21 protein-coding genes are annotated in these 23,632 nt (G+C 67.5%); 9 read left to right on the top strand and 12 right to left on the bottom strand.

Annotated elements, in window-relative coordinates; all coding sequences use genetic code 11:
* Positions 1-14: 14 nt before the first annotated feature.
* The 3 genes from OCQ_RS05875 to OCQ_RS05865 are packed head-to-tail and all read left to right on the top strand — an operon-like array spanning position 15 to position 2,631.
* The gene (locus tag OCQ_RS05875) at positions 15-1,097 is read left to right on the top strand and encodes a type III polyketide synthase (RefSeq protein ID WP_043955624.1); all 1,083 of its coding nucleotides are present in this window, start codon (positions 15-17) and stop codon (positions 1,095-1,097) included.
* Positions 1,098-1,117: 20 nt separating this feature from the next.
* Entirely contained in the window at positions 1,118-1,618 is a 501-nt protein-coding gene (locus tag OCQ_RS05870; RefSeq protein ID WP_014379405.1) for an isoprenylcysteine carboxyl methyltransferase family protein, read from the top strand.
* Positions 1,615-2,631: an NAD(P)/FAD-dependent oxidoreductase gene (locus OCQ_RS05865; protein ID WP_014384024.1), complete on the top strand. Its 1,017-nt coding sequence runs from the start codon at positions 1,615-1,617 to the stop codon at positions 2,629-2,631. The genes OCQ_RS05870 and OCQ_RS05865 overlap by 4 nt, the downstream gene beginning before the upstream one ends.
* A 16-nt stretch (positions 2,632-2,647) precedes the next feature.
* On the opposite strand, the gene OCQ_RS05860 is transcribed toward OCQ_RS05865, so the two are convergent.
* Entirely contained in the window at positions 2,648-3,439 is a 792-nt protein-coding gene (locus OCQ_RS05860; RefSeq protein WP_009957567.1) for a crotonase/enoyl-CoA hydratase family protein, read from the bottom strand.
* The gene (locus OCQ_RS05855) at positions 3,436-4,584 is read right to left on the bottom strand and encodes a thiolase family protein (RefSeq protein ID WP_008254449.1); all 1,149 of its coding nucleotides are present in this window, start codon (positions 4,582-4,584) and stop codon (positions 3,436-3,438) included. Before OCQ_RS05855 ends, OCQ_RS05860 begins: the two co-directional genes overlap by 4 nt.
* 176 nt (positions 4,585-4,760) lie before the next feature.
* Between OCQ_RS05855 and OCQ_RS05850 the strand changes: the two genes are divergently transcribed.
* A complete protein-coding gene (locus OCQ_RS05850; protein WP_014381991.1) occupies positions 4,761-6,203 on the top strand; it encodes a WS/DGAT/MGAT family O-acyltransferase in 1,443 nt (480 codons plus the stop codon).
* 21 nt (positions 6,204-6,224) lie between these two features.
* Here the strand turns inward: OCQ_RS05850 and OCQ_RS05845 are convergent, their stop codons facing one another.
* The 10 genes from OCQ_RS05845 to OCQ_RS05800 form a co-directional block, all read right to left on the bottom strand.
* Positions 6,225-7,016 carry a lysophospholipid acyltransferase family protein gene (locus tag OCQ_RS05845; protein ID WP_014381990.1) on the bottom strand — a complete coding sequence of 264 codons (792 nt, stop codon included), beginning with the start codon at positions 7,014-7,016 and terminating at the stop codon, positions 6,225-6,227.
* Positions 7,013-8,281: a cytochrome P450 gene (locus OCQ_RS05840; protein WP_020188677.1), complete on the bottom strand. Its 1,269-nt coding sequence runs from the start codon at positions 8,279-8,281 to the stop codon at positions 7,013-7,015. Before OCQ_RS05840 ends, OCQ_RS05845 begins: the two co-directional genes overlap by 4 nt.
* 92 nt (positions 8,282-8,373) lie before the next feature.
* A complete protein-coding gene (locus OCQ_RS05835; RefSeq protein ID WP_014381988.1) occupies positions 8,374-9,036 on the bottom strand; it encodes a maleylpyruvate isomerase family mycothiol-dependent enzyme in 663 nt (220 codons plus the stop codon).
* Between the two features lie 87 nt (positions 9,037-9,123).
* Positions 9,124-10,608, bottom strand: a complete 1,485-nt coding sequence (locus OCQ_RS05830; RefSeq protein WP_014384023.1) for an aldehyde dehydrogenase family protein — start codon at positions 10,606-10,608, stop codon at positions 9,124-9,126.
* Between the two features lie 90 nt (positions 10,609-10,698).
* On the bottom strand, positions 10,699-11,913 hold the full coding sequence (locus OCQ_RS05825) for a cytochrome P450 (RefSeq protein ID WP_014384022.1): 1,215 nt from the start codon (positions 11,911-11,913) through the stop codon (positions 10,699-10,701).
* Complete coding sequence (locus OCQ_RS05820) at positions 11,913-12,914, bottom strand: SDR family oxidoreductase (RefSeq protein WP_014384021.1); 1,002 nt, start codon at positions 12,912-12,914, stop codon at positions 11,913-11,915. The genes OCQ_RS05825 and OCQ_RS05820 overlap by 1 nt, the downstream gene beginning before the upstream one ends.
* The gene (locus tag OCQ_RS05815; RefSeq protein WP_041785410.1) at positions 12,907-14,055 is read right to left on the bottom strand and encodes a spirocyclase AveC family protein; all 1,149 of its coding nucleotides are present in this window, start codon (positions 14,053-14,055) and stop codon (positions 12,907-12,909) included. The genes OCQ_RS05820 and OCQ_RS05815 overlap by 8 nt, the downstream gene beginning before the upstream one ends.
* 5 nt (positions 14,056-14,060) lie before the next feature.
* Positions 14,061-15,179 carry an ABC transporter substrate-binding protein gene (locus OCQ_RS05810; RefSeq protein ID WP_009957561.1) on the bottom strand — a complete coding sequence of 373 codons (1,119 nt, stop codon included), beginning with the start codon at positions 15,177-15,179 and terminating at the stop codon, positions 14,061-14,063.
* 87 nt (positions 15,180-15,266) lie between these two features.
* Complete coding sequence (locus OCQ_RS05805) at positions 15,267-16,127, bottom strand: CbbQ/NirQ/NorQ/GpvN family protein (protein ID WP_009957560.1); 861 nt, start codon at positions 16,125-16,127, stop codon at positions 15,267-15,269.
* A 55-nt stretch (positions 16,128-16,182) separates the two neighbouring features.
* Complete coding sequence (locus OCQ_RS05800; RefSeq protein ID WP_014941421.1) at positions 16,183-17,943, bottom strand: nitric oxide reductase activation protein NorD; 1,761 nt, start codon at positions 17,941-17,943, stop codon at positions 16,183-16,185.
* Between the two features lie 140 nt (positions 17,944-18,083).
* Here OCQ_RS05800 and OCQ_RS05795 point away from each other — a divergent pair, with 140 nt between their 5' ends.
* From OCQ_RS05795 to OCQ_RS05775, 5 genes are all read left to right on the top strand, one after another.
* A complete protein-coding gene (locus OCQ_RS05795; RefSeq protein ID WP_014384017.1) occupies positions 18,084-19,073 on the top strand; it encodes an SDR family NAD(P)-dependent oxidoreductase in 990 nt (329 codons plus the stop codon).
* A 142-nt stretch (positions 19,074-19,215) separates the two neighbouring features.
* Positions 19,216-20,391: an acyl-CoA dehydrogenase family protein gene (locus tag OCQ_RS05790; protein ID WP_179960062.1), complete on the top strand. Its 1,176-nt coding sequence runs from the start codon at positions 19,216-19,218 to the stop codon at positions 20,389-20,391.
* On the top strand, positions 20,388-21,509 hold the full coding sequence (locus OCQ_RS05785) for an acyl-CoA dehydrogenase family protein (protein WP_014384015.1): 1,122 nt from the start codon (positions 20,388-20,390) through the stop codon (positions 21,507-21,509). Before OCQ_RS05790 ends, OCQ_RS05785 begins: the two co-directional genes overlap by 4 nt.
* Positions 21,509-22,156: a nitroreductase family protein gene (locus OCQ_RS05780; protein ID WP_014384014.1), complete on the top strand. Its 648-nt coding sequence runs from the start codon at positions 21,509-21,511 to the stop codon at positions 22,154-22,156. The genes OCQ_RS05785 and OCQ_RS05780 overlap by 1 nt, the downstream gene beginning before the upstream one ends.
* A gap of 138 nt (positions 22,157-22,294) precedes the next feature.
* Positions 22,295-23,575, top strand: coding sequence for a TetR/AcrR family transcriptional regulator (locus OCQ_RS05775; RefSeq protein WP_014384013.1), 1,281 nt, complete (start codon positions 22,295-22,297; stop codon positions 23,573-23,575).
* Positions 23,576-23,632: the final 57 nt, after the last annotated feature.

The raw sequence follows: 23,632 nt of genomic DNA, 5'->3' as shown, positions 1-23,632 counted from the left end.
CCGTGACCGGGGGCATGAAGAAGTTCACTGGGGGCGCCGCGGACACCGCGGTGAAATATCCGTCCATCGCCGGCGTGGCGGTGAAGTTCCCGCCCAATCGCTACACCCAACACGAGGCCATCCGCGCGCTGACCGACATCGCCGGCCCCGATTTCCGCCGGTTCGGCGGCAGCAGCGGGGTCGAGTTCCGCAACACCGCCTTGCGGCTGCCCCGCTACCGCGAGCTGAGCGGCTTCACCGAGGCCAACGACGCCTACCTCGACGTCGCGCTCGAGCTCGGCGAGCAGGCGCTGGTGGCGGCCCTGGACGAGGCCAAGGTCAAGCCGTCGGAGCTCGACATCGTGTTTTCCACGACGGTCACCGGGCTCGCCGTGCCGACGCTGGAGGCGCGCTTGGCGACGCGGGTCGGGCTGCGGCCCGACGTCAAACGCGTCCCGCTGTTCGGGCTGGGCTGCGTCGCCGGCGCGGCCGGGGTGGCGCGCATGCACGACTATTTACGTGCCTTCCCCGACCACACGGCCGCGCTGCTCGCGGTCGAACTGTGCTCGCTGACCATCCAGCGCGACGACACGTCCGTCGCCAACCTGGTCGCCACCAGCCTCTTCGGCGACGGCGCGGCCGTGGTGATCAGCGAGGGCGCCCAACGCACCGGCGCCGAACACACCGGACCCCGGGTGCTGGCCACCCGCAGCCGGATCTATCCCGACACCGAAGACGTCATGGGCTGGAAGATCGGCGGCGACGGATTCCGCATCGTGCTGTCCGCCGACATCGCCACCATCGCCGAGAAATACCTGGGCGACGACGTCCGCGATTTCCTCGCCGACTACGGTTTGCGCCCCCGCGACGTGACGACCTGGGTGTGCCACCCGGGCGGCCCGCGGGTGATCGAGGCCGTCGAGCACGTGTTGGACCTGCCCGCGGACGCCCTGGACCGCACCCGAAAGTCGTTGCGCGAGAACGGCAATCTGTCGTCGGTCTCGGTGCTCGACGTGCTCGCGGCCAACATGGCCGATCCGCCGGCGCCGGGCTCGATCGGCCTGATGATCGCGATGGGGCCGGCGTTCTGCTCCGAACTGGTGCTGCTGGCCTGGTAGCGCTGGTAAAGACTGTAGCCATGTATTACCTGCTGGTGCTGGCCGTCGGGGTCGAGCGCGTCGCCGAGCTGGTGGTGTCCACCCGCAACGCGCGATGGTCGTTTACCCAGGGCGCCAAAGAATTTGGCCGATCGCACTATCCGGTGATGGTGGTCATCCACACCGGGCTGCTGGTCGGTTGCCTCGTCGAACCGTGGGCGCTGCACCGGCCGTTCATTCCGTGGCTGGGCTGGCCGATGCTGGCGGTGGTGGCGGCCAGCCAGGCGCTGCGCTGGTGGTGCATCGCGACGCTGGGGCGGCGGTGGAACACCCGGGTGATCGTGCTGCCGCAGGCCCCGCTGGTGCGACGGGGTCCCTACCGCTGGCTGCACCATCCGAACTATGTTGCAGTGGTGGCTGAGGGGTTGGCATTGCCGCTGGTGCACACGGCGTGGCTGACCGCGGCCATCTTCACGCTGGCCAACGCCGCGTTGCTCGGGGTGCGGCTGCGGGTGGAGAACTCGGCTCTGGGTTACACATGAGCGATTACGACGCGGACCTGCTGATCGTCGGCGGCGGCCCCGGCGGCCTGGCCACGGCGTTACACGCTCGACGCCTTGGACTTTCGGTGATCGTGGCCGAGCCGCGCGAGAGCCCCATCGACAAGGCGTGCGGTGAGGGGCTGATGCCCGGCGGCCTGGCCGAGCTCACCGCGCTGGGCGTCGACCCGGCCGGCATGCCGTTCCATGGCATCGCCTACGTGAGCGAACGGCGGCGGGCCCAGGCGCGGTTTCGCGGCGGGCCGGGGCGCGGCGTGCGTCGCACCACGCTGCACGCGGCGCTGGCCGCGCGCGCCAAAGAGCAAGACACCGACTGGATCCGAGCGCGGGTGACCGGTGTCCGGCAGGACGCGCACGGCGTCTCGGCCGCGGGGGTGCGCGCGAAATGGTTGGTGGCGGCCGACGGCCTGCATTCACAGGTCCGGCGGGACGTCGGCATCGCGACGACGGCGGGAACGCCGCGACGCTACGGCGTGCGTTGGCACTACCGGGTGCCGGCGTGGACCGACTTCGTCGAGGTGCACTGGTCGCGCTGGGGCGAGGCGTACGTGACGCCGGTCGAGCCCGACCTGGTCGGGATGGCGATTCTGTCCCGCGGGCGGCCCGACCTGGCCTGGTTTCCGCGGCTGGCCCGGCAGCTGGAGGGCGCGAGCCGCGGGCAGCCGCGCGGCTGCGGCCCGCTCCGCCAGGTGGTCTCGCGGCGCGTCGCGGGCCGCGTCCTGCTGGTCGGCGACGCCGCCGGTTACGAGGACGCCCTGACCGGCGAGGGCATCAGTCTGGCACTCAAGCAGGCCGCCGCGGCCGTCGATGCCATCGCCGCCGAGGCGCCCGCGTCCTACGAGCAGGCCTGGCACCGGATCACCCGCGACTACCGGCTGCTCACCCGCGGGCTGGTGCTGGCCAGCACGCCGCCCGCGGTGCGCCGCGCCGTCGTGCCGGCGTGCACGCTGCTACCGGGGGTGTTCCGCCGCGGGGTGAACGTCCTGGCGCACTAGCCCGCCTAGCAGCGCGTTACCGCGCCTTCCAGACCGGCTCCCGCTTCTCGGCGAACGCCAGCGGCCCCTCCTTGGCGTCCTCGGATTTGAGCAAAACCCGCATCTCGCGCACGGTGCGGTCCCAACCCGGCTCGTCGCCGACGACGACCCCGTCGTCGACGCCGTAGGCGACCCGCTTGCTGGCCTGCACCGACAGCGGCGCGTTGACGGTGACCCGCGCCGCCAGCGCCAGCGCTGCGTCCAGCACCGAGCCCTGCGGGGCGACCTCGTTGATCAGCCCCCACTCGCAAGCGGCGGCCGCGGTGAGCGGCTCGCCGGTCAGCAGCAGTTGCATCGCCACCTTGCGCGGCAGCTGCTGCGCGATGCGGAAAACGCCACCGGCGGCGGCGATCAGCCCACGCTTGACCTCGGGGAGCCCGAACTGGGCCCGCTCGTCGGCCACCACCAGGTCACTGGCCAACGCCAGCTCGGTGCCGCCGCCCAACGCGGTCCCGTTCACCGCCGCGATGGTCGGCTTGTCGATGAAGTGGTGCACGTAGCCGGCGAAGCCCCATTCGGGATGGTCGGGGTGATACAGGTTTTCGCGCCGCGCGATCGCCTTGAGGTCGGCACCGGCGCAGAACGACTTGTCGCCCGCGCCGGTGAGCACCACCGCCCGCACCTCGGGGTCGTGTTGCGCCGCTTCGAGCGCATCCCCGACACCGATGCTGACCGCGGCGTTGACCGCGTTGCGGGCCTCCGGCCGGTTGATGGTTATCACCATCACGTTGCCCCGGCGTTCGGCCAGGGCGCCCGGCTCCTGGGTCACAACAGTTCCACGATGGTGGCGTTGGCCTGGCCGCCACCCTCGCACATGGTCTGCAGACCGTAGCGAATTCCCTTGTCCCGCATGTGATACAGCAGGGTGGTCATGATCCGGGCGCCGGATCCGCCGAGCGGGTGGCCCAGCGCGATGGCGCCGCCGTTGGGGTTGAGCTTCTTCTCGTCGGCGCCGATGTCCTTGAGCCACGCCAGCGGGACCGGCGCGAACGCCTCGTTGACCTCGTAGGCGCCGATGTCGTCGATGGACAGCCCCGATTTCTTCAGCACCTTCTGCGTCGCCGGGATGGGGGCGGTCAGCATGATCACCGGGTCGGCCCCGGCTAGCGAAGCGGTGTGCACCTTGGCGATCGGCTTGAGGCCCAGCTCCTTGGCCTTCTCGGCCGACATGAAAAGCAGCGCCGCCGAACCGTCGGAGATCTGCGACGAGTTGCCGGCGTGGATCACGCCGTCCTCCTTGAACGCCGGCTTCAGCGAGGCCATCTTCTCCATCGGCGTGCCGCGGCGGATGCCCTCGTCCTTGAGGACCACATTGCCGTCCTGATCCTTGATGCCGACAATCTGATCGTCGAAGGCACCGGAATCCTGTGCGGCCGCGGCCTTTTCGTGCGAGGCCAACGAGAACTCGTCGAGCGCCGTGCGGTCGAAGCCCCACTTCTCGGCGATCATTTCCGCCCCGATGCCCTGGTTGGGGATCTGGCCCTGGTAGCGGTCCAGGAACGCCTGCGAGTACGGCCGCCCGCCGTTGGCCAGCGACGCCCCCATCGGGGTGCGCGACATCGACTCGACGCCGCCGGCGACGACGACGTCGTAGTGCCCGGCGATCACCCCGGCGGCCGCGAAGTGGATCGACTGCTGGCTCGACCCGCACTGACGGTCGACGGTCACGCCGGGGACGGTCTCGGGCCACCCGGCGGTCAGCAGCGCGGTGCGGCCGATGTCGAGAGCCTGCTCCCCGGCCTGCATGACGCAGCCCCAGATGACGTCGTCGACGATGCCCGGGTCGACGCCGGCCTTGTCCACCAGGCCGTTGAGCACCTGCGCGGACAGATCCGCCGGGTGCACCCCGGACAATCCGCCGTTGCGCTTCCCGATCGGTGAACGCACTGCCTCGACGATGACGGCTTCAGCCATGGTCTTGTCTCCTTTGACACGTGGACTTCGAAAAACGAGTGAGTCTTGCCTCGATTGTCAACCAAGGGGTTGGGAGGGCGAGGGCCGGGGGTTGGTTTTAGGCCAGCCGCCGACGTCAACGCCCACGAACCAGAATTTTGTTCTCATCGCAGGCGGTGCGGGGCAATAATGGTCGAGTGAAGCGGCTCAACGGTATGGACGCGATGCTGTTGTACAGCGAGACGCCGAACCTGCACACGCACACGATGAAGATCGCAATCGTCGATGCCGCCGACTTTGACGGTGAGCTGAGCTTCGACCTGTTCCGGCACACGCTGCGTCGGCGCTTGCATCGGCTGGATCCGTTGCGCTACAAGCTGATCGAAATCCCATGGCGGTTGCATCATCCGATGTGGCTGCAAAACTGCGACGTCGACATGGACTATCATGTGCGGCGCGTTGCGGTGCCCGCCCCGGGTGGGCGCCGCGAGCTTGACGAGGTGATCGGGCAGATCGCCAGTATTCCACTGGATCGCGACCGTCCATTGTGGGAGTTCCACTTCGCCGAAGGCATGGCCGATCACAAATTCGCGATCATCGGCAAGATTCACCACGCCTTGGCCGACGGCGTCGCCTCCGCCAATCTGCTGGCCAGGATCATGGACTTGCCCGGTCCAGTGCAGGACGACCGCGACACTGACACAACGTGCGCTACGCCCTCAACCGCGCAGCTGCTGCGCGCCGCCGCGGAGGATCACGCCCGGCAGGCCGCCGGGTTACCCGGGGTGCTCACCGAGGCGCTCGCCGCGACGCGACGGCTGCGACGACGCGCACGGCAGCGCAGTAGGCAGCCGGACCTTGCCCGCATCTTGCATGCGCCGCCGACGTTCATCAACCACAAGGTCTCTCCTGCAAGGACTTTCGCCACCGCCACCCTATCTTTGGCTCAGGTTAAAGAGACGGGTAAACAGTTGCAGATCACCATCAACGACATGGTAATGGCAATCGCCGCGGGCGCGTTGCGCGAACTGCTCTTGCGCTATGACGGCACGGCGGACCAACCACTGGTAGCTTCGGTCCCGGCCACGACGGACAGGTCACCACAGCGGATCAGCGGCAACGAGCTGGGTGGCATGGCGGTGTCGCTGCCGACGCACATCGCCGATCCGCTAGAGCGGGTGCGGCTGACGACGATCAGCACTGCAATCGCCAAGGAGAACAACGAGCTGTTCGGCCCCGAGCTGTATGGCAGATTGATCAGCTACCTGCCGGGCGCCGCAGCCCCGCTTGCGTTCAGATGGCTGGCCCGGCGAAACACCCGAAACAGGCTGTTCAACATCCCGATTTCCAATGTGATGGGGCCTCGTGAACGCGGCCGTTTCGCAGGCGCCCCGGTCAGCGAGATATATTCGGCGGGTCCGCTCATCACCGCCTGCGCCATCAATATCACCGTATGGAGCTACGTCGATCAGCTCAACGTATCAGCAATCGCCGACGACCGCACCCTGCGCGATACCCATGAACTCACCGACGCCATGGTCAGCGCGTTCTGCGAAATTCGAACTGCTGCAGGCTTTCCCGATGACATAGCCGTCGTGCAGAGCGCCATGCCGCCCGCCGCTGTCAAGTCGACGGGCTAGCACAGTTCCGTCGAACTGGCCCTACCCCAGAACCGGGAAGCGCCGCTCGCGGGCCAGCCCGTCCAGGGCCTGCTGCATCGCCGCGCGGACGTGCTCGTCGACCTCGACGGCGTCAGGCGTGTCCCCGAATTGGGTGACGACATCGATCGGTTCCAAGACCTGGCTGACGATTTTCGTGGGCAGCGGCAGATTGGGCGGCATGATCATGCTCAGCCCGAACGGCAAACCCACCGTGACGGGCAGAATGTCGGATCGCCAGCGCGACAGGCCAAGGCGCTTCGCCAGCCATGTGCCCCGCGTGAGGAACAATTGCCCCTCCTGCCCGCCGATCGAGACCACCGGCACGATCGGCACCTGCGCCTCGATCGCCGCCCTGACGTATCCGGTCCGGCCGTTGAAATCGATGACGTTCTCCGCCACCGTCGGTCGATAGGCGTCGTAAATCCCGCCCGGAAACACCAGCACCACACCACCGGCCCGAAGGGCCCGCGCGGCGTTTTTCGAGTTGGCACGAATGAGGCCAAGGCGAGCCAGCCATCCCGCCACCGGCCCTGCGAACATCCCGTCGTGACCGAGGGTGTACAGCGGACGCTTGTAGCCAAACTTGCGATAGAACGCCGCGCCGAAGATCAGCACGTCGGGCGTGAGTATGCCGCCCGAGTGGTTGCCGACGACCAGGGCACCGCCTTCAGGCGGCATCGATTCCAGCCCCCGCACTTCGAAGCGAAACCAGCGCCGCGCCAATGGTTCCGTCGCGGCGAGAAAGCGCTGGGTGAAGCCGGGATCCCACCCGCCGAAATCATGGACACTCACGGAATCGGGGTGAATTCGAGGTGCAGCTCGGACAGACCTCGCATCTGCCAAGTCGGGTCGTAGGTGTAACGACGGGCGTCCGTCGGCCCGTGCTTCGCCTCCGCAATGGTGATGTCCGCCATCCGGTCGAGTATGCGATTCAGCGAGATCCGTCCCTCGGCGCGGGCCAGCGGCGCGCCCGGGCACGAATGATTGCCACGACCGAAGGCCACATGCTCGCGCACATTCGGCCGGTCGATGAGAAACGCATCGGGTCGCTCGAACTTTCGTGCATCCCGGTTGCTCGCACCGGGCAGCAGCATCACGGTGCTCCCTGCCGGCACGTCGATGCCACCGATCGAGGTCGTCGTGCGTGCCATCCGGAAGTGGCATTTGACCGGACTTTCCATACGCAGCGTCTCTTCGACGAAATTCGATATCCGGCTGCGGTCTTCGCGGAGCAGCTTTTGCAAGTCCGGGTTCTCGGCGAGGATGCGGACGCCAAAGCTGAGTAGCTTGGTCGTGGTTTCCTGGCCGGCCGCGAACAGAAACGTCGCCAGCCGGACCACGTCGATGACTTCCGGTATCGAGCCGTCGGGATACTTCGCCTGGGACAGCTCGGTCAACACGTCTTCGCGTGGTTGTCGGCGTCGTTCTGTGATGTGGGTGGTGAACTTCTCGTCGAGGTATTCCAGCGGATTGTGCGCGCGGGTCATCGAGTCGTCCTCGACCCCACCGGAGAACTTGCCGGAAAACACGTCCCGAAACTCTTCGTGGTCCTCGACTGGAACCCCCAGGAGGTCGGCGATCACCAGGCCGGAGAACGGTCGCGCGTACTCGTCGAGGAATTCACAACTCCCGCGTGACAGGAACTCGTCGAGCTGCTGATCGGCGAGTCGCCACATGAAGTCTTCATTTTCCTTGAGCCGCTTGGGCGTTAGCAGGCGACTGAGCAGACCCCGCGTCCGGGCGTGCTCCGGTGGGTCTTGAGTCACGATGTGTTCGCTCATTGGGATCTGCGAGCGATATTGTTCGATCAAGTGACCGATGTCGTCGCCTTCGGGCTCGAAAGGCAATCCCGCAAACGGGCCAGCGACCGAGACGCACGACGAGAACGCCGGATCTTTGTAGACCGCGAGCGCCTCGGAGTGTCCCGTTACCGCCATCACGCCCTGCTCGGGTCGCTCCAACACCGGGCAACGCGCGCGCAGGTCGTCGAAGTAGGGGTACGGGTCAGGAATCAGGGATAGGTCAGTGAAGAAATCGACCGATTCGAGATCACTCAACAGGACTCCTAGGCATCCAGGTAACCGCACCACCAGCGTGAACCCGGGCGACGCGACTTCACCTGCCAATCTAGGGCTGAACAAATATTAGGTCAAGCTTTGCGGCGAGGGTCACCGGACTGCACCGACAACCGCGAGACAAGTATCGGCAGGCCGGGCCCGTCGAGCATGCCTAGGAGCGCAGTGCGGCCGGTGACAGCCAGCATCAGAGCGGCGACCGGTCCGCGGATTTCCGCACCGCTGCCCCAAGCCCAGTCAATATCACCGGCGCACAGGCGGATTCCGCGTAATCGCCCGAGGGGAACGAAGCCGAACGGCCACCGGCCGGTCAAGAAGTCCATGGCCAATGCTGCTCGCTGCGGATCGGGTTGGAAGGGCAGTCCGAGTGGGATCCGGATGTCAGCGCTATGCACCAAGACATCCGCCAGTGGGTCCAGCGGTCCGAATAGTGGCGGATCGATCCGGCGATCCGCGCACTCGCGCAGACTGGCTACGATCTCAGCGGCCGGCAATTCGCCACGGCGGCGGGCCAATTCGTCGATCGCGCGAGCCATGCTCCTACGGCGCAGCGCGAGCCGCAGGAATGTGGGGGTGCCATCCGTGGCACTGCTGACCGCATGAGCGGCGACTGTCTTGACATCCCAACCCGCACACAGGCTCGGCGTGGCCAATTGTGCGGGGCTCAATCCGTCCAGCAGACATGCGATGCGACGCCGCTCGTCGGCGACGGCGGCGAAGACGAATTCGCGGTCCACACGCATGGGTTACCGCAACGAGATTGTCACCACGGCCGTGCCTAAGCCCGAAACCGCGACCCTGGCGGCAATCCGTCGAAAGGTGATCTACCCGGCAGGGTATGCGACCGACTTGATCTCGGTGTACTGGTCGAACCCGGCCACACCGTTCTGGCGCCCCACACCGCTTTCCTTGTAGCCACCGAACGGCGTGTCGGCCCCGTACGGGGCGCCACCGTTGACGCCCATGAAGCCGGCCTTGATGCGGCGTGTGACCGACAGCGCACGCTCGAGGGAACCGGCGAAGACGTTGCCGGCCAGCCCGTACACGCTCTCGTTGGCGATCCGGATCGCGTCCTCTTCGTCATCGAACGGGATGACCGAGAGTACCGGGCCGAAGATCTCCGCCTGCGCGATGGTCATCTTGTTGTCGACGTTGGTGAAAAGCGTCGGCCGGATGAAGTATCCCTTATCAAAGCCGGTTTCCGCGCCGGGGCCGCCGACCAGCGCGGTGGCGCCCTCGTCGACACCCTTCTGGATGTAGCCGGTGACGCGCTCGAACTGGCGTTGCGAGATCACCGGCCCGCACAGCGTTGCGGGGTCCTGCGGGTCGCCGCATGTCACGTTCTCGTAGATGTTCTTCAGGATCTCCACGCCCTCGTCGTACCGGGACCGTGGCAACAACAGCCGGGTCGGGTTGGCGCACCCCTGACCGGCGTGCATGCACGGCGCGATGCCGACCATGCACGCCGTCCCGAAGTCCGCGTCCTCCAGGACGATGGTCGCCGACTTGCCGCCGAGCTCCAAAAACAGCCGCTTCATGGTGGCCGCACCCTTTTCCATGATCCGCTTGCCGACGACCGTCGAACCGGTGAAGGAGATCAGGTCGACCTTCGGCGACAGCGTGAGCTCCTCGCCCACGAAGTGGTCGGACGCGGTGACGACGTTGACCACACCGGCGGGGATGTCGGTCTTCTCGGCGATCAACCGGCCGAGCCGGGTGGCGTTGAACGGCGTGTTCGGCGCCGGCTTGAGCACCACCGTGTTGCCGGTGCCCAGCGCCTGGCCGAGCTTGTTGAGGGTGACCTCGAACGGGAAGTTCCACGGCACGATCGCCCCGACCACACCCACCGGCTCCCGCCAGACCTTGCGGGTGGTTAGCGTGCCGGTGAGGCTGATGACCTTGTCGCCCAGGTCGGTCTCCCACGCATACTCGTCGATCAACCGGGCGGGATACTTCAGCCCGTCTTCCAGCGGGGCGTCCAGCTGGGGGCCGAACGTGATGGCCCGCGGCGAGCCGACCTCAAGGATCAGCTCCTCGCGCAGTTCTTCCTTCTCCGATTCGATCGCCTCGTGCAGCTGTAGCAGGCAGCGTTTGCGCAACTCCTTGTTGGTGGACCAGTCGGTCTCGTCGAAGGCGCGCCGGGCGGCGTCGATGGCCCGGTGCATGTCCTCCTTGGAGGCGTCGGCCACCTCCCCGAGCGACTCTTCGGTCGCCGGATTGATGTTCGTGAAGGTGCCGGCCTGCCCGTCAACGAGCTTGCCGTCGATCATCATCTTCGGCTCGAAGCGGACCTTTACAGCCTCAGTCATATCTGTCACTCTCTTCTGGGTCGTTGAAGGGCTACTGAGAGCCTTACCGCAACCTAGCCGATTGGCAAGTTGCAACCGCTGCCGGGCTGGTTACTGCGGATCGAACAGCACCGGAACCGACGTCGGTGACCGGAAGACCTGACCGCGGATGTGCGGGTCGTCCCCGTCGGGGTCCAGCCGAAGATTCGGCAGGCGGTCGAGCAGCAGGTTGATGGCGGTGCGCATCTCGAGGCGCGCCAGGTGCATGCCGAGGCAGACGTGTACGCCGTGCCCCCAGCCCAGGTGCGCCCGAGCCTCCCGGTGGATGTCGAACGTGTCCGGTTCGGGGTAGCGGTCTTCCTGCCGATTGGCCGCGCCCAGCATCGGCATCACCGTCGAGCCGGCCGGTATCGGCACCCCGCCGAGTTGGGTGTCGCGGGTGGCCACCCGGGTGATGGTCAGCAGGGGCGGTTCCCACCGCACGCCTTCTTCGATGGCCTGAGGCAGCAGCGACCGGTCGGCGCGGATGGCATCGAGCTGCACGGGGTCGGACAGCAGCGCCAACAGCAGGCTGCCGAGCGACCGGTAGGTCGTCTCGACGCCGGCGGGGAGCAGCAGGCGCAGGAACGAGTAGATCTCCTCGTCCTCGAGTTTCTCGCCGTCGATCTCCGCCTGGGCCAGCCCGCTGATCAGATCGTCCTTGGGCTCGGCGCGGCGGGACGCGAGGATCGGCGCGAAGTAGTCGCACAGCGCGGCCGAGGCGGCAAGCCCGCGTTCCGGATTCAGCATCCAGCTCAGCAGCGAGATGGACCAGCGCTGAAACTGCGGGTAGTCCTCCTGCGGCAGGCCCAGCAGGCCGGCGATGATCTGACTGGGATAGTCGAAGGTGAATTCCTTGACCAAATCGGCCTTGCCGTTGGCCGCGAACTTGTCGATCAGGCTGTTGCCCACGCGCCCGACCAATTCGTCTTCCCACCGCGCCAAGGCCTTCTGCGAGAAGGCCTTTGACACCAGCGATCGCAGCCGGCCGTGCACCGGCTCGTCCATGCCGAGCATGACCCGCTCCCCCAGCACGGGGCCGAACGCGGCGATGACGGCCGCCGAGGAGAACGTCTCGTTGTCGCGCAGCATCTGCTGGGCTTCCTCGTGGCGGTAGACGATGAAGACGGGCTTGGATTCCTCATGCGGCATGCCCGACGCGTCGAGGCGCTGAATGGGTTCCTCGCGGCGCAGCCGGGCCAATTCGGTGTACGGGTCGCGCACGTCGCCCGACACCGCGTCATCGAACGCGCCGAAGTCTTCCAGGTCGTCGAAAAGTTGCTCCATCAGTTCCCCTCACTCCCCTGTTGACGCCGCCCCGCCAGCGCCGCAAGGCGCTGCAGCACGGGCTGCGGAAGAACGCGTGCGGCGAGCACCATCGCCTTTTGACTTGTCGTCAACGGCCACGCCCCGCCCCGCATCGACCCCTGTTTGGGTATGCCCAGCACGGTCCGCGACATGTGGTGCATGCCCGAGGCGGGCAGGATCCTGTTGGCCGCCAGCAAGATCGACGCGTCCGGGCCGATGCCGCGGCGGCGAAACGGCGCGCGGTCCTCGAGCGCCCTGAGCAGGCCATCGGTGAAGCGCTCCGGTGGCCGGGCCATCTTCATCGCCAAGCGACCGCGGCTGTTCATGGTGTTGTGCAGCCGGGCGTACGGGCCCTCGAAGTTGCGATCGTCGGTGGTGCCGGCGTCGGTGATGATCTCGGTGTCATAGGTGCCGGCGACCACCACGGTGACCCCGAGTCCGAAGGGCGCGATCTCGCACGCCATCGATTCCCCCCACCGCTCCAGCGCCCCCTTGGCCGCCGAGTACGGCGCGGTGGCGGGCTGACCGCGCACTCCAGCGGCGCTGGACACCAACACAATTCGGCCCGCACCGGCCGCGCGCATCGACGGCAGCAGGGCCTGGGTGAGCGCGACGGGCCCCAGGACGCTGGTGGCGAACATGCGCTGCCACAACGCCATGTCGGTCTCCTCCACCATTCCGGCGGCGGAGATGCCCGCGTTGTGCACCAGCGCATACGGTGCACCCACGGCCTCTTCGATGGCCTTGGCCGCCGCGGTGATCGACGCGGTGTCCGTCAGGTCGAGCTGCACACCGATCAACCGTTCGTCGTCGGGCGACAGCCCTCGGTCCTGAATCGCCCGACGCAGCAGCGGCATTCCCCGGTCGGGTGTGCGCATGGCCGCGACGACCCGCCACCCCTCCCGATACAGCCGCACCGCCGAGGCGAACCCCAACCCGCGCGACGCGCCGGTGATGACGACCGTGCGCGGCTCAGCCATGGTTGCCCGACGGGGGAGTCGCACACGGGCCTTCGCCCGGCGGCGGCGGCTCGACGTGGGGTCGACCGTTGGGCTCCCCGCTCGCCCACGTCGACCAGATGCCGACCGAGAACGGACCCTGCGCGCCCGCCTTCTCGTAGAAGCCTTGCGGGTCATAGACTTTGGCCTCGGGGTACGGCCACGGGCACGCCACCGAGGTGGCGGCATGGCTGACCTTGATGACCCAGAACCAGCCGCCGTACGCGAAGTAGGACACGTTGATGATGACGAACATCACCAGGAACGTGCCCAGCACCGGTCGCCCCGGGAACAACTTCGCCTTTGCAGCAAGCTTTTCCGCGACCGACTTACCCGTGTCGTCGCGGTAACACAGGATCGCGGCCGGCACCATCACGAAGCACACCGAGAACGACTCCCAGATCAACGGGAACTGGAATGTCGTGCCGGTGAACACCGATCCCCAGGGAATGACCTGCGAGTAGATGTACATGCCCCAGTGGACGAGGGTGTTCTCCAGGAAGGCGTCGAAAACGAAACCGATCACCAGGGTGATCAGACCCAGGCACACCAACGGGTGCCGCGACGCATAGCTCGCGGGCCCGTATTTCGCCTGCAGCTTGCGCAGCAGCCAGACGGCCGGGAAGTAGGGGCCGAAGTAGAACATCACGTAACCGAAGACCACGAACGGCTCGACCGTCGGCGACAGCGAAACCAGCGGCCAGGATTCCGGCCAGTGCACCAGATCGGGGTTGTAGACCGCGAACGGCGACCAGTTCATGATCGGGTCCTGCCACACGATCAGCGTGGTGCACAAGAACATCAGCATCGCCGGGCTGCCGGGGTTGCGGCGCCAGCCCCTGATGAAGACGATCAACAGCACGATCAGCGCCACCACGGTGGCCCAGTCCAGGAAGTCGATGTAGTCCAGCCCGAACATGAACTTCACCGGGCGCGGCCGCCCCTGCACGTTCGGATTGGCCACCCGCGGGTCGAGGGCCACCCGGCAGTTCGCGATGAAGAACAACACGAAGGCGGCCAGCGCGGCGCCGGAGATCCAACCGCCCCAGCCGCGCCTGTCGGTTCGCGGCGGGGAAACCGTTTCCTGCTGCGCGGCAGGGGGTGTGGACTGTTCGGTGGACATCGTCGTCACCCTTCCTCGCCGAAGCGATCAACCAGGTGCGAGTTGACGCCGTCGGCATCCAACGTCCGGGCCACGAGATACCCGGCGCCCATCCATGCCCGGCGCGTCCACTTGCCGAAGGAGACTCGGGTTCCGGGCGCCCCCGAGGCGGCGGGCATCATCTTCACCCGCTCCAGCGCCTCCTTGACGCCGCGCGGGCTGAGCGGGTGCGCGTCGGTGAATGCGCGCACGAGTGTCGCGGCGACGTCGCGATTCACCACGGTCACGCAGAACTCGGGGCGGCTGCCGTTGTACTTCTTGGCGTAGCTGTCGAGGAAGTCCTGGCCGATACGGTTGGCCTCGTCGTATTGGTCGACGCCGATCCAGCCCATGAACGCGTTCCACATGATCGGGTTCACCCAGGCGTTCTGCCACGCGGTGGTGGTGAAGCGGGGTGGGTCCCAGCCGAGAGCCTCGAGCGCCGGGTTGATGAAGACGATCCCGAACCCGAATCCCAGGTGCACGATCGCCTCGGCCTTTGCCTCGTGGAGCGTCTGCACCGCAGCGTTGATGTCCTGAGCCGTCTGGGCGATCGCCGCCTCCGCCACGATCCGAATGCCCTTGCGCCGACAGGCACTTCGCAGGTTCTTCAGGTAGCTCTCCCCGATGAGGCTCTGCTCGACCAGGACACCGACCTCGGCGAGTCCCCGCTTGGCGATCAGGTCGGCCAGGAAGATGGGTTCGTCGGTCATCGATCCCTGGGGGAACGCGAAGGTCCACTCGCCTAGCCAGTCGTCGGTGCCGGTCACGCTGATCGCGGGCACCTTGAACCGCTCCTCGATCGCTTCGCGCAACGGCACACAGTTGTCGGTGATGTTGGGGCCGAAGACCACCAGGCAGCCCTCGTCGACCAGTTCGCCGTAGGCATCGATCACCGCCTTGACCGAACCCTTGGGCAGGCCCTCCACCTCGCGATAGATCATCTGCACCGGACGGTCCATCAGGCCCTGGGCGACGGCCTCCTCGAAGATGAGGTCGAAGGTCTGGGTGAACGACGCGAACAGATCCTCCGGAAAGCCCGGCGGCAGCGTGAAATCCATCAGGTAACCGACCTTGATCGGCTCAGCGCTGCTCTCGTAGGACATCTGACCTCCCGGGTGACGAACTCAGGCGCGCGCCCCAAATCAAAAACCTAATATTTGTTCAGACCCTAGCCGGGCCGGTATGCAGCGTCAATGACCGGGCCCGTCGGGCCCGCACAGATAGATCTCGATCATCTCGCCCAGGGCCCTGCCCACCGCCACATCGTCGGTGAGCGGCCCCGCTATGGCGGCCCGGGCGGCCTCTTTCATGCTCAGCCCCTCGGCCACCAGCCTGCCCGCCGCGATCAGCACGCGCGTCGACGCGACCTCACGCAGCCCACCGGTCTCCAGCCGGCGGATCGCCTGGCCGAAACGGACCAACTCGGCCGCGATGGCGGCGTCCACCCCGGCCTCGTGCGCGACGATTCCCTCTTCGACATCGGCTGCGGGGAAGTCGAATTCGATCGCCACCATACGCTGCCGGGTCGAATCCTTGAGGTCCTTGAGCACGCTCTGATACCCCGGGTTGTACGACACCACCAGGCCGAATCCGGGGGCGGCGTCCAGCGTGACACCGAGCCGCTCGATGGGCAGCTGACGGCGGTGGTCGGCGAGCGGATGCAGGACCACGGTGGTGTCCTGCCGGGCTTCGACCACTTCGTCGAGGTAGCAGATGGCACCCTCGCGCACGGCCCGGGTCAGCGGGCCGTCCACCCAGACGGTCTCGTCACCGCGCAGCAGATAGCGGCCGACCAGGTCCGCGGTCGTCAGGTCGTCATGACAGGCGACGGTGATCAGCGGCCGGCCCAGGTCGTAGGCCATCGCCTCGACGAATCGGGTCTTTCCGCAGCCCGTCGGACCCTTGAGGACCAGCGACAGGCCCTGGCGGTACGCCGCCTTGAAGACGGCCTCTTCGCTGCCGACCGCCTGGTAATAGGGCCGCACTTCTCCCTTTTCGTCCCCCTCGGACTTACCGCGGTCGAAGTACGCAAGCCCGGACTCGTTGGCCATAGCTTCCCTTCAGATCGTCCGGCGATTGGAGCCTAGCCGGAACAGATGTTTGTTTTCAAGCGTCGTAGCGTGCGGGGCCGGTGAGTTGGCGCGCCAACTGTGTTCTGGGACTTGACATCACCGACACCCTGCGGCGAACCTCCGCCGAGCGCAGCGCAGACCGAAACAGCGGGCCGACGACGCCGGCCAGCTGATCGGGGCGTGCGATCGTCGCGTGCGCGGCGCTGCCGAACACCCTGCGCAGCGATTGCACGTCGGTGCCCGCGCCGACGGTCAGGCACACACAGCCGGTCCCCCGCCGGCGGGCCTCGGTCAGGGCGCGGCGCGCGTCGGCGGCACCGTAGGCGCGCTCGTATCCGTGGTCGTAGGCGAGCCCGTCGGACAGCACCACCAGCAGCCGCCGCGACGTTCCGCCGCGCGCCTCCAGGACCGCCGAACCGTGCCGGATCGCCGCGCCGAGCCGCGAGTACGCGCCGGGTTCCAGGCTGTTGAGCCGCCGGATGACCAGGGCGTTCAGCTGGTCGTCGAAGCGCTTCACGGGCACCATGCTCACCGCGCGCCGGCCCTGCGAGTAGTAGGCGTAGAGCGAGACGCGGTCGCCCAGGTCGTGCAGGGCCACGGTGAGGTTGGCGACCGCGGCGCGCTGTTGCTCGTGGACCGTCCGCCCGACCGTTCCCGGTTCGCCCGCCGACCCCGACACGTCGAGCAGCAGCAACACCGACAGGTCGCGCCGGCGCCGCAGGCTGTCGAGGTACACCGCCTCGTCGGGCACCGCGCCGGCCCGCACTTCGACCCGGGCTTCGACGGCGGCATCGATGTCGATGTCGTCGCCTTGCGACTGCCGGTGCCGGCGGTGCAACCCCATGCCGAGCCGCGAAAGTGGCCGGCGCACACCGATGGCGTCGTCGATGGCCTGTGTCGCGGTGGCCTTGATCTCGGGTTGGATCTCGCGCACGGTGCACCATGCGGGCCGGTAGCTCTTGCGCGCCACATCCCATTCCGGATACCGCACGCCGTCCGCGATGGGGTCCTGCTCGTTCCCCTCGTCCCCGGGCGCCGACGCCAGCGACGCCACGGCGTAGGCGCCGCGCTTGGTGGAGTTGGTGCGATGCGTGAAGCCGTCCGCGCCGGGCGGACCCCCGCCGCTCCCGGTCTTGCGCGCGGACGACAGCATCTTTTTCAGCCATTTGCCGATGAAGCCGCCCCCGCCCACCGGGCTGGTGAACAAGTCCGGGTCGTCGGAATCGTCGACGTCACCGTCGTCGAGCTCCTCGAGTTCCCGCTTCTGATCGCTCGAATTTCGCGGAACGTGTTGGGATTCAGCCTGATTCCGTTGCGGTGCCAAGCGGGAGGCCGCCGTCACCACCTTTGCCGCACGTATCACGCCGAATTCCGGCCGCGGGACCTCGACGGCGCCCCGGCCGGAGGCGATGCGCAGCGACGCCGCAGGCGAGTCACTGCGGCCGGCGACGCCGCGATCACCGACCGACGCAAGGATGCCCGGCAGCACGTCGGCGTTACTCACCAGTGCGCGATGACCCTCCACCGCCAGATAGCGTCTGGCCAGCCGCGGGTGGCGTACCAGGGCACGCACAATGGCGGGATCCAGACTGCCGGCCGCGATCAGCGAGGCCTGCACCGCAACCGATGCGAGCCGCGCGCGGTCTGGCGCGACCGGGTCGACGTAGATCGTCTGGCCGTCCGTCCACGGCGGTTCACCCGGCTGCAGTTCGGCGACGGCCACCGCGCGGCCCGCCAGCGCCGAGGCCAGCATCGCGAGCCCCCGCACCCCGTCGCCACGCGCGTCGTCCGCCACCCCGGACCTCCGAACCAGTCGTTGACCAAATATCTGTTCCACCGTAAAGTCCGCCGTGAGCGCAGTCAATCGCCCGGGTTGGTCTGTCCCAACGGGTCGGAGCTCCACCTGGGTGGACACGAGTTAGTCGGGAGCACATCATGATTGACTTCACCGGCCAGGTGGCGGTGGTGACCGGCGCCGGCCGCGGGCTCGGTCGGCTGTACGCGCTGGACCTGGCCCGCCGCGGCGCCGCGGTGGTGGTCAACGACCTGGGCGGCGGAATGCGGGGCCTTCCAGACGAAGCCGCCGACGCCCGCGTGGCCGACGACGTGGTCGACGAGATCACGAAGGCCGGCGGCACCGCGATCGCTTCCTACGACTCGGTCGACACCCCCGCCGGTGGTCAGGCGATCGTCGACACCGCGGTCGACACGTACGGTCGCCTGGACGCGGTGATCAGCAACGCCGGCATCTTCGGCAGTGCACCCTTCGAGGACCTCTCGCACGACGACTGGGCGCGCATGCTGCGGGTGCATCTCGACGGCGGCTTTCACCTGTCGCAGTCCGCGTACCGCGTGATGAAGAAGAACGGCGGCGGCCGATTCGTGTTCATCTCGTCATCCGCCGGGATCTTCGGTCAGCCGATGGAGGCGCACTACGCCGCAGCCAAGGCCGGCCTGGTCGGGTTGACGAACGTCATCGCGATCGAAGGCGAGGCACACGGGATACTCGCCAATTCCGTGCTGCCGACCGGCTTCTCGCGCATGGTCACCGAAACCGTCGGTGACGAGAAGTTCCTCGCCGAATCCGGGTTCATGCAGGCCATCAGGCCCGAACTCGTCGTGCCGTTGGTGATTTTTCTCGCCAGCAGGGCCTGCACGTTCAGCCATCGCAACTATTCGGCATCCGCCGGCCGCTACGCGCGGGTGTTCGTGGGCCTCACCCAAGGATGGCTCTCCGACGCGGGCAGCCGGCCCACCGCCGAGGACATCGAGGCACACCTCGAGCAGATGTCGTCGACGGAGAAGTTCATCATCCCCTCATCAATCGTCGACGAGGTGCTCGAAGTGTGCGCGCGGCGCGGTGTCAGCCCGATGCCGGGCGGGACCGACATCGAATTCCCCGCACCCCAACACCACGGGAGCTGACCGTGGATGACCAACTGCGCGAGCAGGTCCGGCGCCCGGTCGATCGCACGGCGATCTACGACCGCGCGCAGCGCTGCGCGCGCGGTCGGGGCCGCGCACGCCCCGTGATCGTCCGCTTCTGGCGTCGCGTCATTGACCCCCTATGTGCCCAACCGTAAAGTCCGGGAAAGTGGACTTCTCATACCCGGCGGAAGTGGAACAGTTCCGCACCGAGCTGCGTGAGTGGCTTTCGGAAAACCTGACCGACGAGCTGGTGGCCGCCCGCCGGCCCACCGGGCGCGACGACGCCGCGTTCGAGAAGCTGCGCGTGTGGAACGCGACGATGGCCGACGCGGGATGGGCCGCGGTGTCGTGGCCGCGTGAGTACGGCGGGCGCGGCGCGTCGGTGCTCGAGCAACTGGTCTACACCGAGGAAACCACCCGCGCCCGAGCGCCCGTGCCGCTCAACGTCATTGGGCTGAACAACATCGCGCCGGCGATCATGCAATACGGCACCGAGTCCCAGAAGCGCACCCTGCTCCCGCGCATGATGCGCGCCGACGACATCTGGTGTCAGGGCATGTCGGAACCCGAGGCGGGCTCGGACCTCGCGGCGTTGCGCACCCGCGCCGTGCGTGACGGCGACGACTTCATCGTCAACGGCCAAAAGATCTGGACGTCGCTGGGACATCGGGCCGACTGGTGCCAGCTCTACGTGCGCACCGATCCCGACGCTCCCAAGCACAAGGGGATCTCCTGTCTGATCGTCGACATGACCCTGCCCGGCATCGAGGCACGCCCGCTGGTCACGCTCAACGGCGACGCCGACTTCGCCGAGGTGTTCTTTCACGACGTGCGGGTGCCGTCGGACGCCTTGCTCGGGCCACTCAATGCCGGCTGGCAGGTGGCCACCACCACGCTCAGCCACGAGCGTGCCGGGGCCGCCCGGTTGTACGCCGAGATGCAGGTGCGGCTCGAAGAGCTGGTGGACGATCTCGCCGCGGCGGACACCGGCGCGCTGGACGACCCGGTCACGCTGCGGCGCCTCGGCGAAATCGCCGTCCGCATCAAGTATCTCGAAGTCCTGTGTCAACGATCGATCTCGGCCACGATGCACGGCGGTGATGCATTGGGGTCGGCCAGCCTCGCCAAGACCGTGTGGGGCGAGATCGGGCAGGACCTGGCCGCCCTGGCCTTTGACGCGCTGGGCGGCCGCGACACCGGTGCCCCGTGGGCGGACTACCGCCTGACGTCGCGCGCGCTGACCATCGCGGGCGGCACCAGCCAGATCAACAAGAACATCACCGCCCAACGGGTACTGGGGCTGCCGCGAAAATGAACCTCGAACTCAGCGACGAGCAGGTAGCGCTGCGCGACACCACGCGGCGCTTCCTCGCCGAAAAGGCCTCCGTCTCCGACCACGTGCGCCCGCTACTCGACGACCCGACCGGCACCGATGAGTCGGTGTGGCGGGGCCTGGCCGGTCTCGGCGTCACCGGTCTGCTGGTGCCGGAGGACTGCGGCGGCTCCGGCATGACGATGGTCGAGGCCGGCATCGTCGCCGAAGAGCTGGGGGCCGCACTGCATCCGGGACCGTGGTTGTCGACCGCGGTGGCCGCCCCACAGGCGCTGAACCTGTTGGGCGCCAACGATACCGCCGCAGAGCTGCTGTGCGGGATCGCGGACGGCACCACGATCGCCGCCGTCTGCTTCCTGGACCTCGGCAACGCGTCCGTCACCGCCAGCCGCCGCGACGACGGTGTGGCCCTCCGCGGCGAGGCCATCGGCGTACCCGATGCCGCCGCCGCCGACGAGCTGCTCGTGCTCGCCGACGATGCCGGCGACACCGGGCTTTTCGCGGTGCGAAACGGCTCGCCCGGGGTGTCAATTGCGGCCCAGCCCGGCATCGACCCGACCCGCAAGCAGTTTCGCGTCTCGTTCGACGCCGCCCCCGCCCGGCGCCTGGCCCCGGTGTCTGCGCACCAGATCGCCGCGGTGATCGACGACGTGCTGATCGCGTCCGCCGCCGACGCGCTCGGCGTCGCGCGCGCAGTCATGGACCTCGCCGTCGGCTACGCCAAAGCCCGAACGCAATTCGGTCAGCCGATCGGCTCGTTCCAGGCGATCCAGCATCTGTGCGTCGACATGTACGAGACCGTCGAGCTGGCCCGCAGCGGGGTGATCCACGCCCTGTGGGCCAGCGACGCGCACCCCGGCGCCGACGGGCAATCCGGCGGCGAGCGGCATCTTGCCGCGCTGCGGGCCAAGGCGTTCGCCGGGCGGCTGGCGACCGTGGCCGACACCGCCATCCAGGTGTTCGGCGGGATCGGCTACACCTGGGAGCACGACGCTCACCTCTATCTCAAGCGCTTGCTGGGCTGGAGCGCGTTTCTCGGCGGGCCCGACCGGTACCTCACCGAAATCGGTGCGCGCCTTGCGAAGAGAGGCCGTCACTGATGGAGATCGATTATCTGCTCACCGCAACCCCGTCGGCGCGAAAGTCGCTCGACCTGGACGCCGACGTCGATCTCGGCAACATCCGTGAGTGCCTGCGGATCGGCCTGCAGGCCGCGAACGGGTCCAACGCGCAGTCGTGGCGCTGGCTCGTGATCGCCGATCCGGCGCTGCGCGCCAAGATCGCCGAGCTGTATCGCGAGGCCTACCTGCGGCGGGTCGGCGGGCAGCTGCTTGCCGATCTGATGCCGGCGGGAACACCCGAGAGCCGGGTCATGTCGTCCACCGAGTGGCTGGTGGAGAACATGGCGCGCGTGCCGCTGCTGGTGATCCCTTGCTACGAGCCCTACTTGCCGCGCATCGACGGTGACGAATCGTTCCACCTGGCAACGCTGTACGGTTCGATCTTCCCGCCGGTGTGGAATTTTCAGCTGGCCCTGCACACCCGCGGATACGGGACCTGCATCACGACGCTGCACCTGCACCACGAGGAAGAAGTCCGAAAGTTGCTCGGGATTCCGCAAACCTACGTTCAGGGCTGCCTGCTGCCGGTGGGCCGCCTACGCGCGGGCCGCACCTTCCGGCCGGCCCCGCGGCGCCCGGTCGAGGACGTGGTCGCGCGCGACCGCTGGGATGGCCCGGCGCTCTAGAATGGGGTTTTCGCCGCTTGTGCAGCGCATTCATCGGGCCCGGGTCTGATAGCCTCTAACAAAGATTTGGTTCGGCACGAGAGGACGAATGCGCATGCTCGCCACCCCGCGCTCGTCCGGACTCCCACACCGCTGATCATGGCGAAAGCCGAGTCACTGCGGTCCGGCGGAACCACCGACTCCCCCACGCGCCGCGTCGAGATCCTTGCCACGGCGGCATCACTGATCGCGTCCTCCGGATTGCGGACCTCGCTACAGGAAATCGCCGATGCCGCAGGCATTCTTCCCGGCAGCCTGTATCACCACTTCGAGTCCAAAGAGGCGATCCTCGTCGAGCTGATCCGGCGCTACCAAGACGATCTGGAACGGATCGGCCGGTCCGCGCAGGCGAAGCTGGACGAACCGGACTCCCGTCCGGTCGCCGAACAGATCATCGAGCTCGGGGCGGCGATCGCCAACTGCGCCGTCGAACACCGCGCCGCCCTGCAGATGTCCTTCTACGAGGGGCCGAGCACGGATCCGGAGCTGATCAAGCTGACGCAGCAGCGGCCGGTCGCGATTCAGGAGGCGATGCTGCAAACGCTGCGCGCCGGCCGGTGGAGTGGTTACATCAAACCCGACATCGACCTGCCCACACTGGCCGACCGCATCTGCCAAACCATGCTGCAGGTCGGCCTCGACGTCATGCGCCACAAATCTCCCGGGGATCAGGTGGCCGGCCTGCTGTGCCGAATCATCCTGCAAGGGTTGGCAACTCGCTCGCCGACCGACGCCGCGCTGGACCGCTCGAAGGCCTTCGCCGCCGCCGACGACGTCATCGCCACCTGGTCCGACGACAGCGACGCCGACCCCAGCGACAAGGCGGCACTCGTGCGCGCGGTGGCGCGAACGGAATTCGGACGCAGGGGTTATGAGGTCACCACCATCAGGGACATCGCGTCGGCCGCCGGGCTTGGCACCGGGACCGTGTACCGGGTGATCGGATCCAAGGACGAGCTGCTCGCCTCGATCATGGAGTCCTTCGGCAAGAAGGTGGAGGCGGGCTGGGTCAACGTCCTGCGCTCGGATGCCACCCCGATCGAAAAGCTGGACGCGCTGAGTTGGGTCAATGTCAACGCGCTCGACCGGTTTTCCGACGAGTTCAGGATCCAACTCGCCTGGATGCGTCAATCGCCCCCGGACACGCCCAACCCGGGCTGGCTGTACGCCACGCGGCTGCGGCAAATGAAAACGCTGCTTTCCGAGGGGATCCGGTCCGGGGAGATCGGCGTCGACGCGCCGTCCACCGCGATGTTGGCACGCTGCGTGGTCGGCCTGCAGTGGATACCGGAGAACATCCTCCGAGACGTCGGCAAACGCGCGGGACTGGTACACGCCCGCGACACCGTGCTGCGCGGCGTCGCCGTGCGCGGCAAGTAAACCGCAATAACCCGCCCCGGTATTGAACCAAATAACTGTTACCCATACAGTTGAGCA

This window comes from Mycobacterium paraintracellulare (assembly GCF_000276825.1).
In the GTDB taxonomy this organism is placed as follows: domain Bacteria; phylum Actinomycetota; class Actinomycetes; order Mycobacteriales; family Mycobacteriaceae; genus Mycobacterium; species Mycobacterium intracellulare.
Note: the sequence above shows the minus strand (reverse complement) of the source record. Positions and strands in the feature narration are given on the sequence as shown.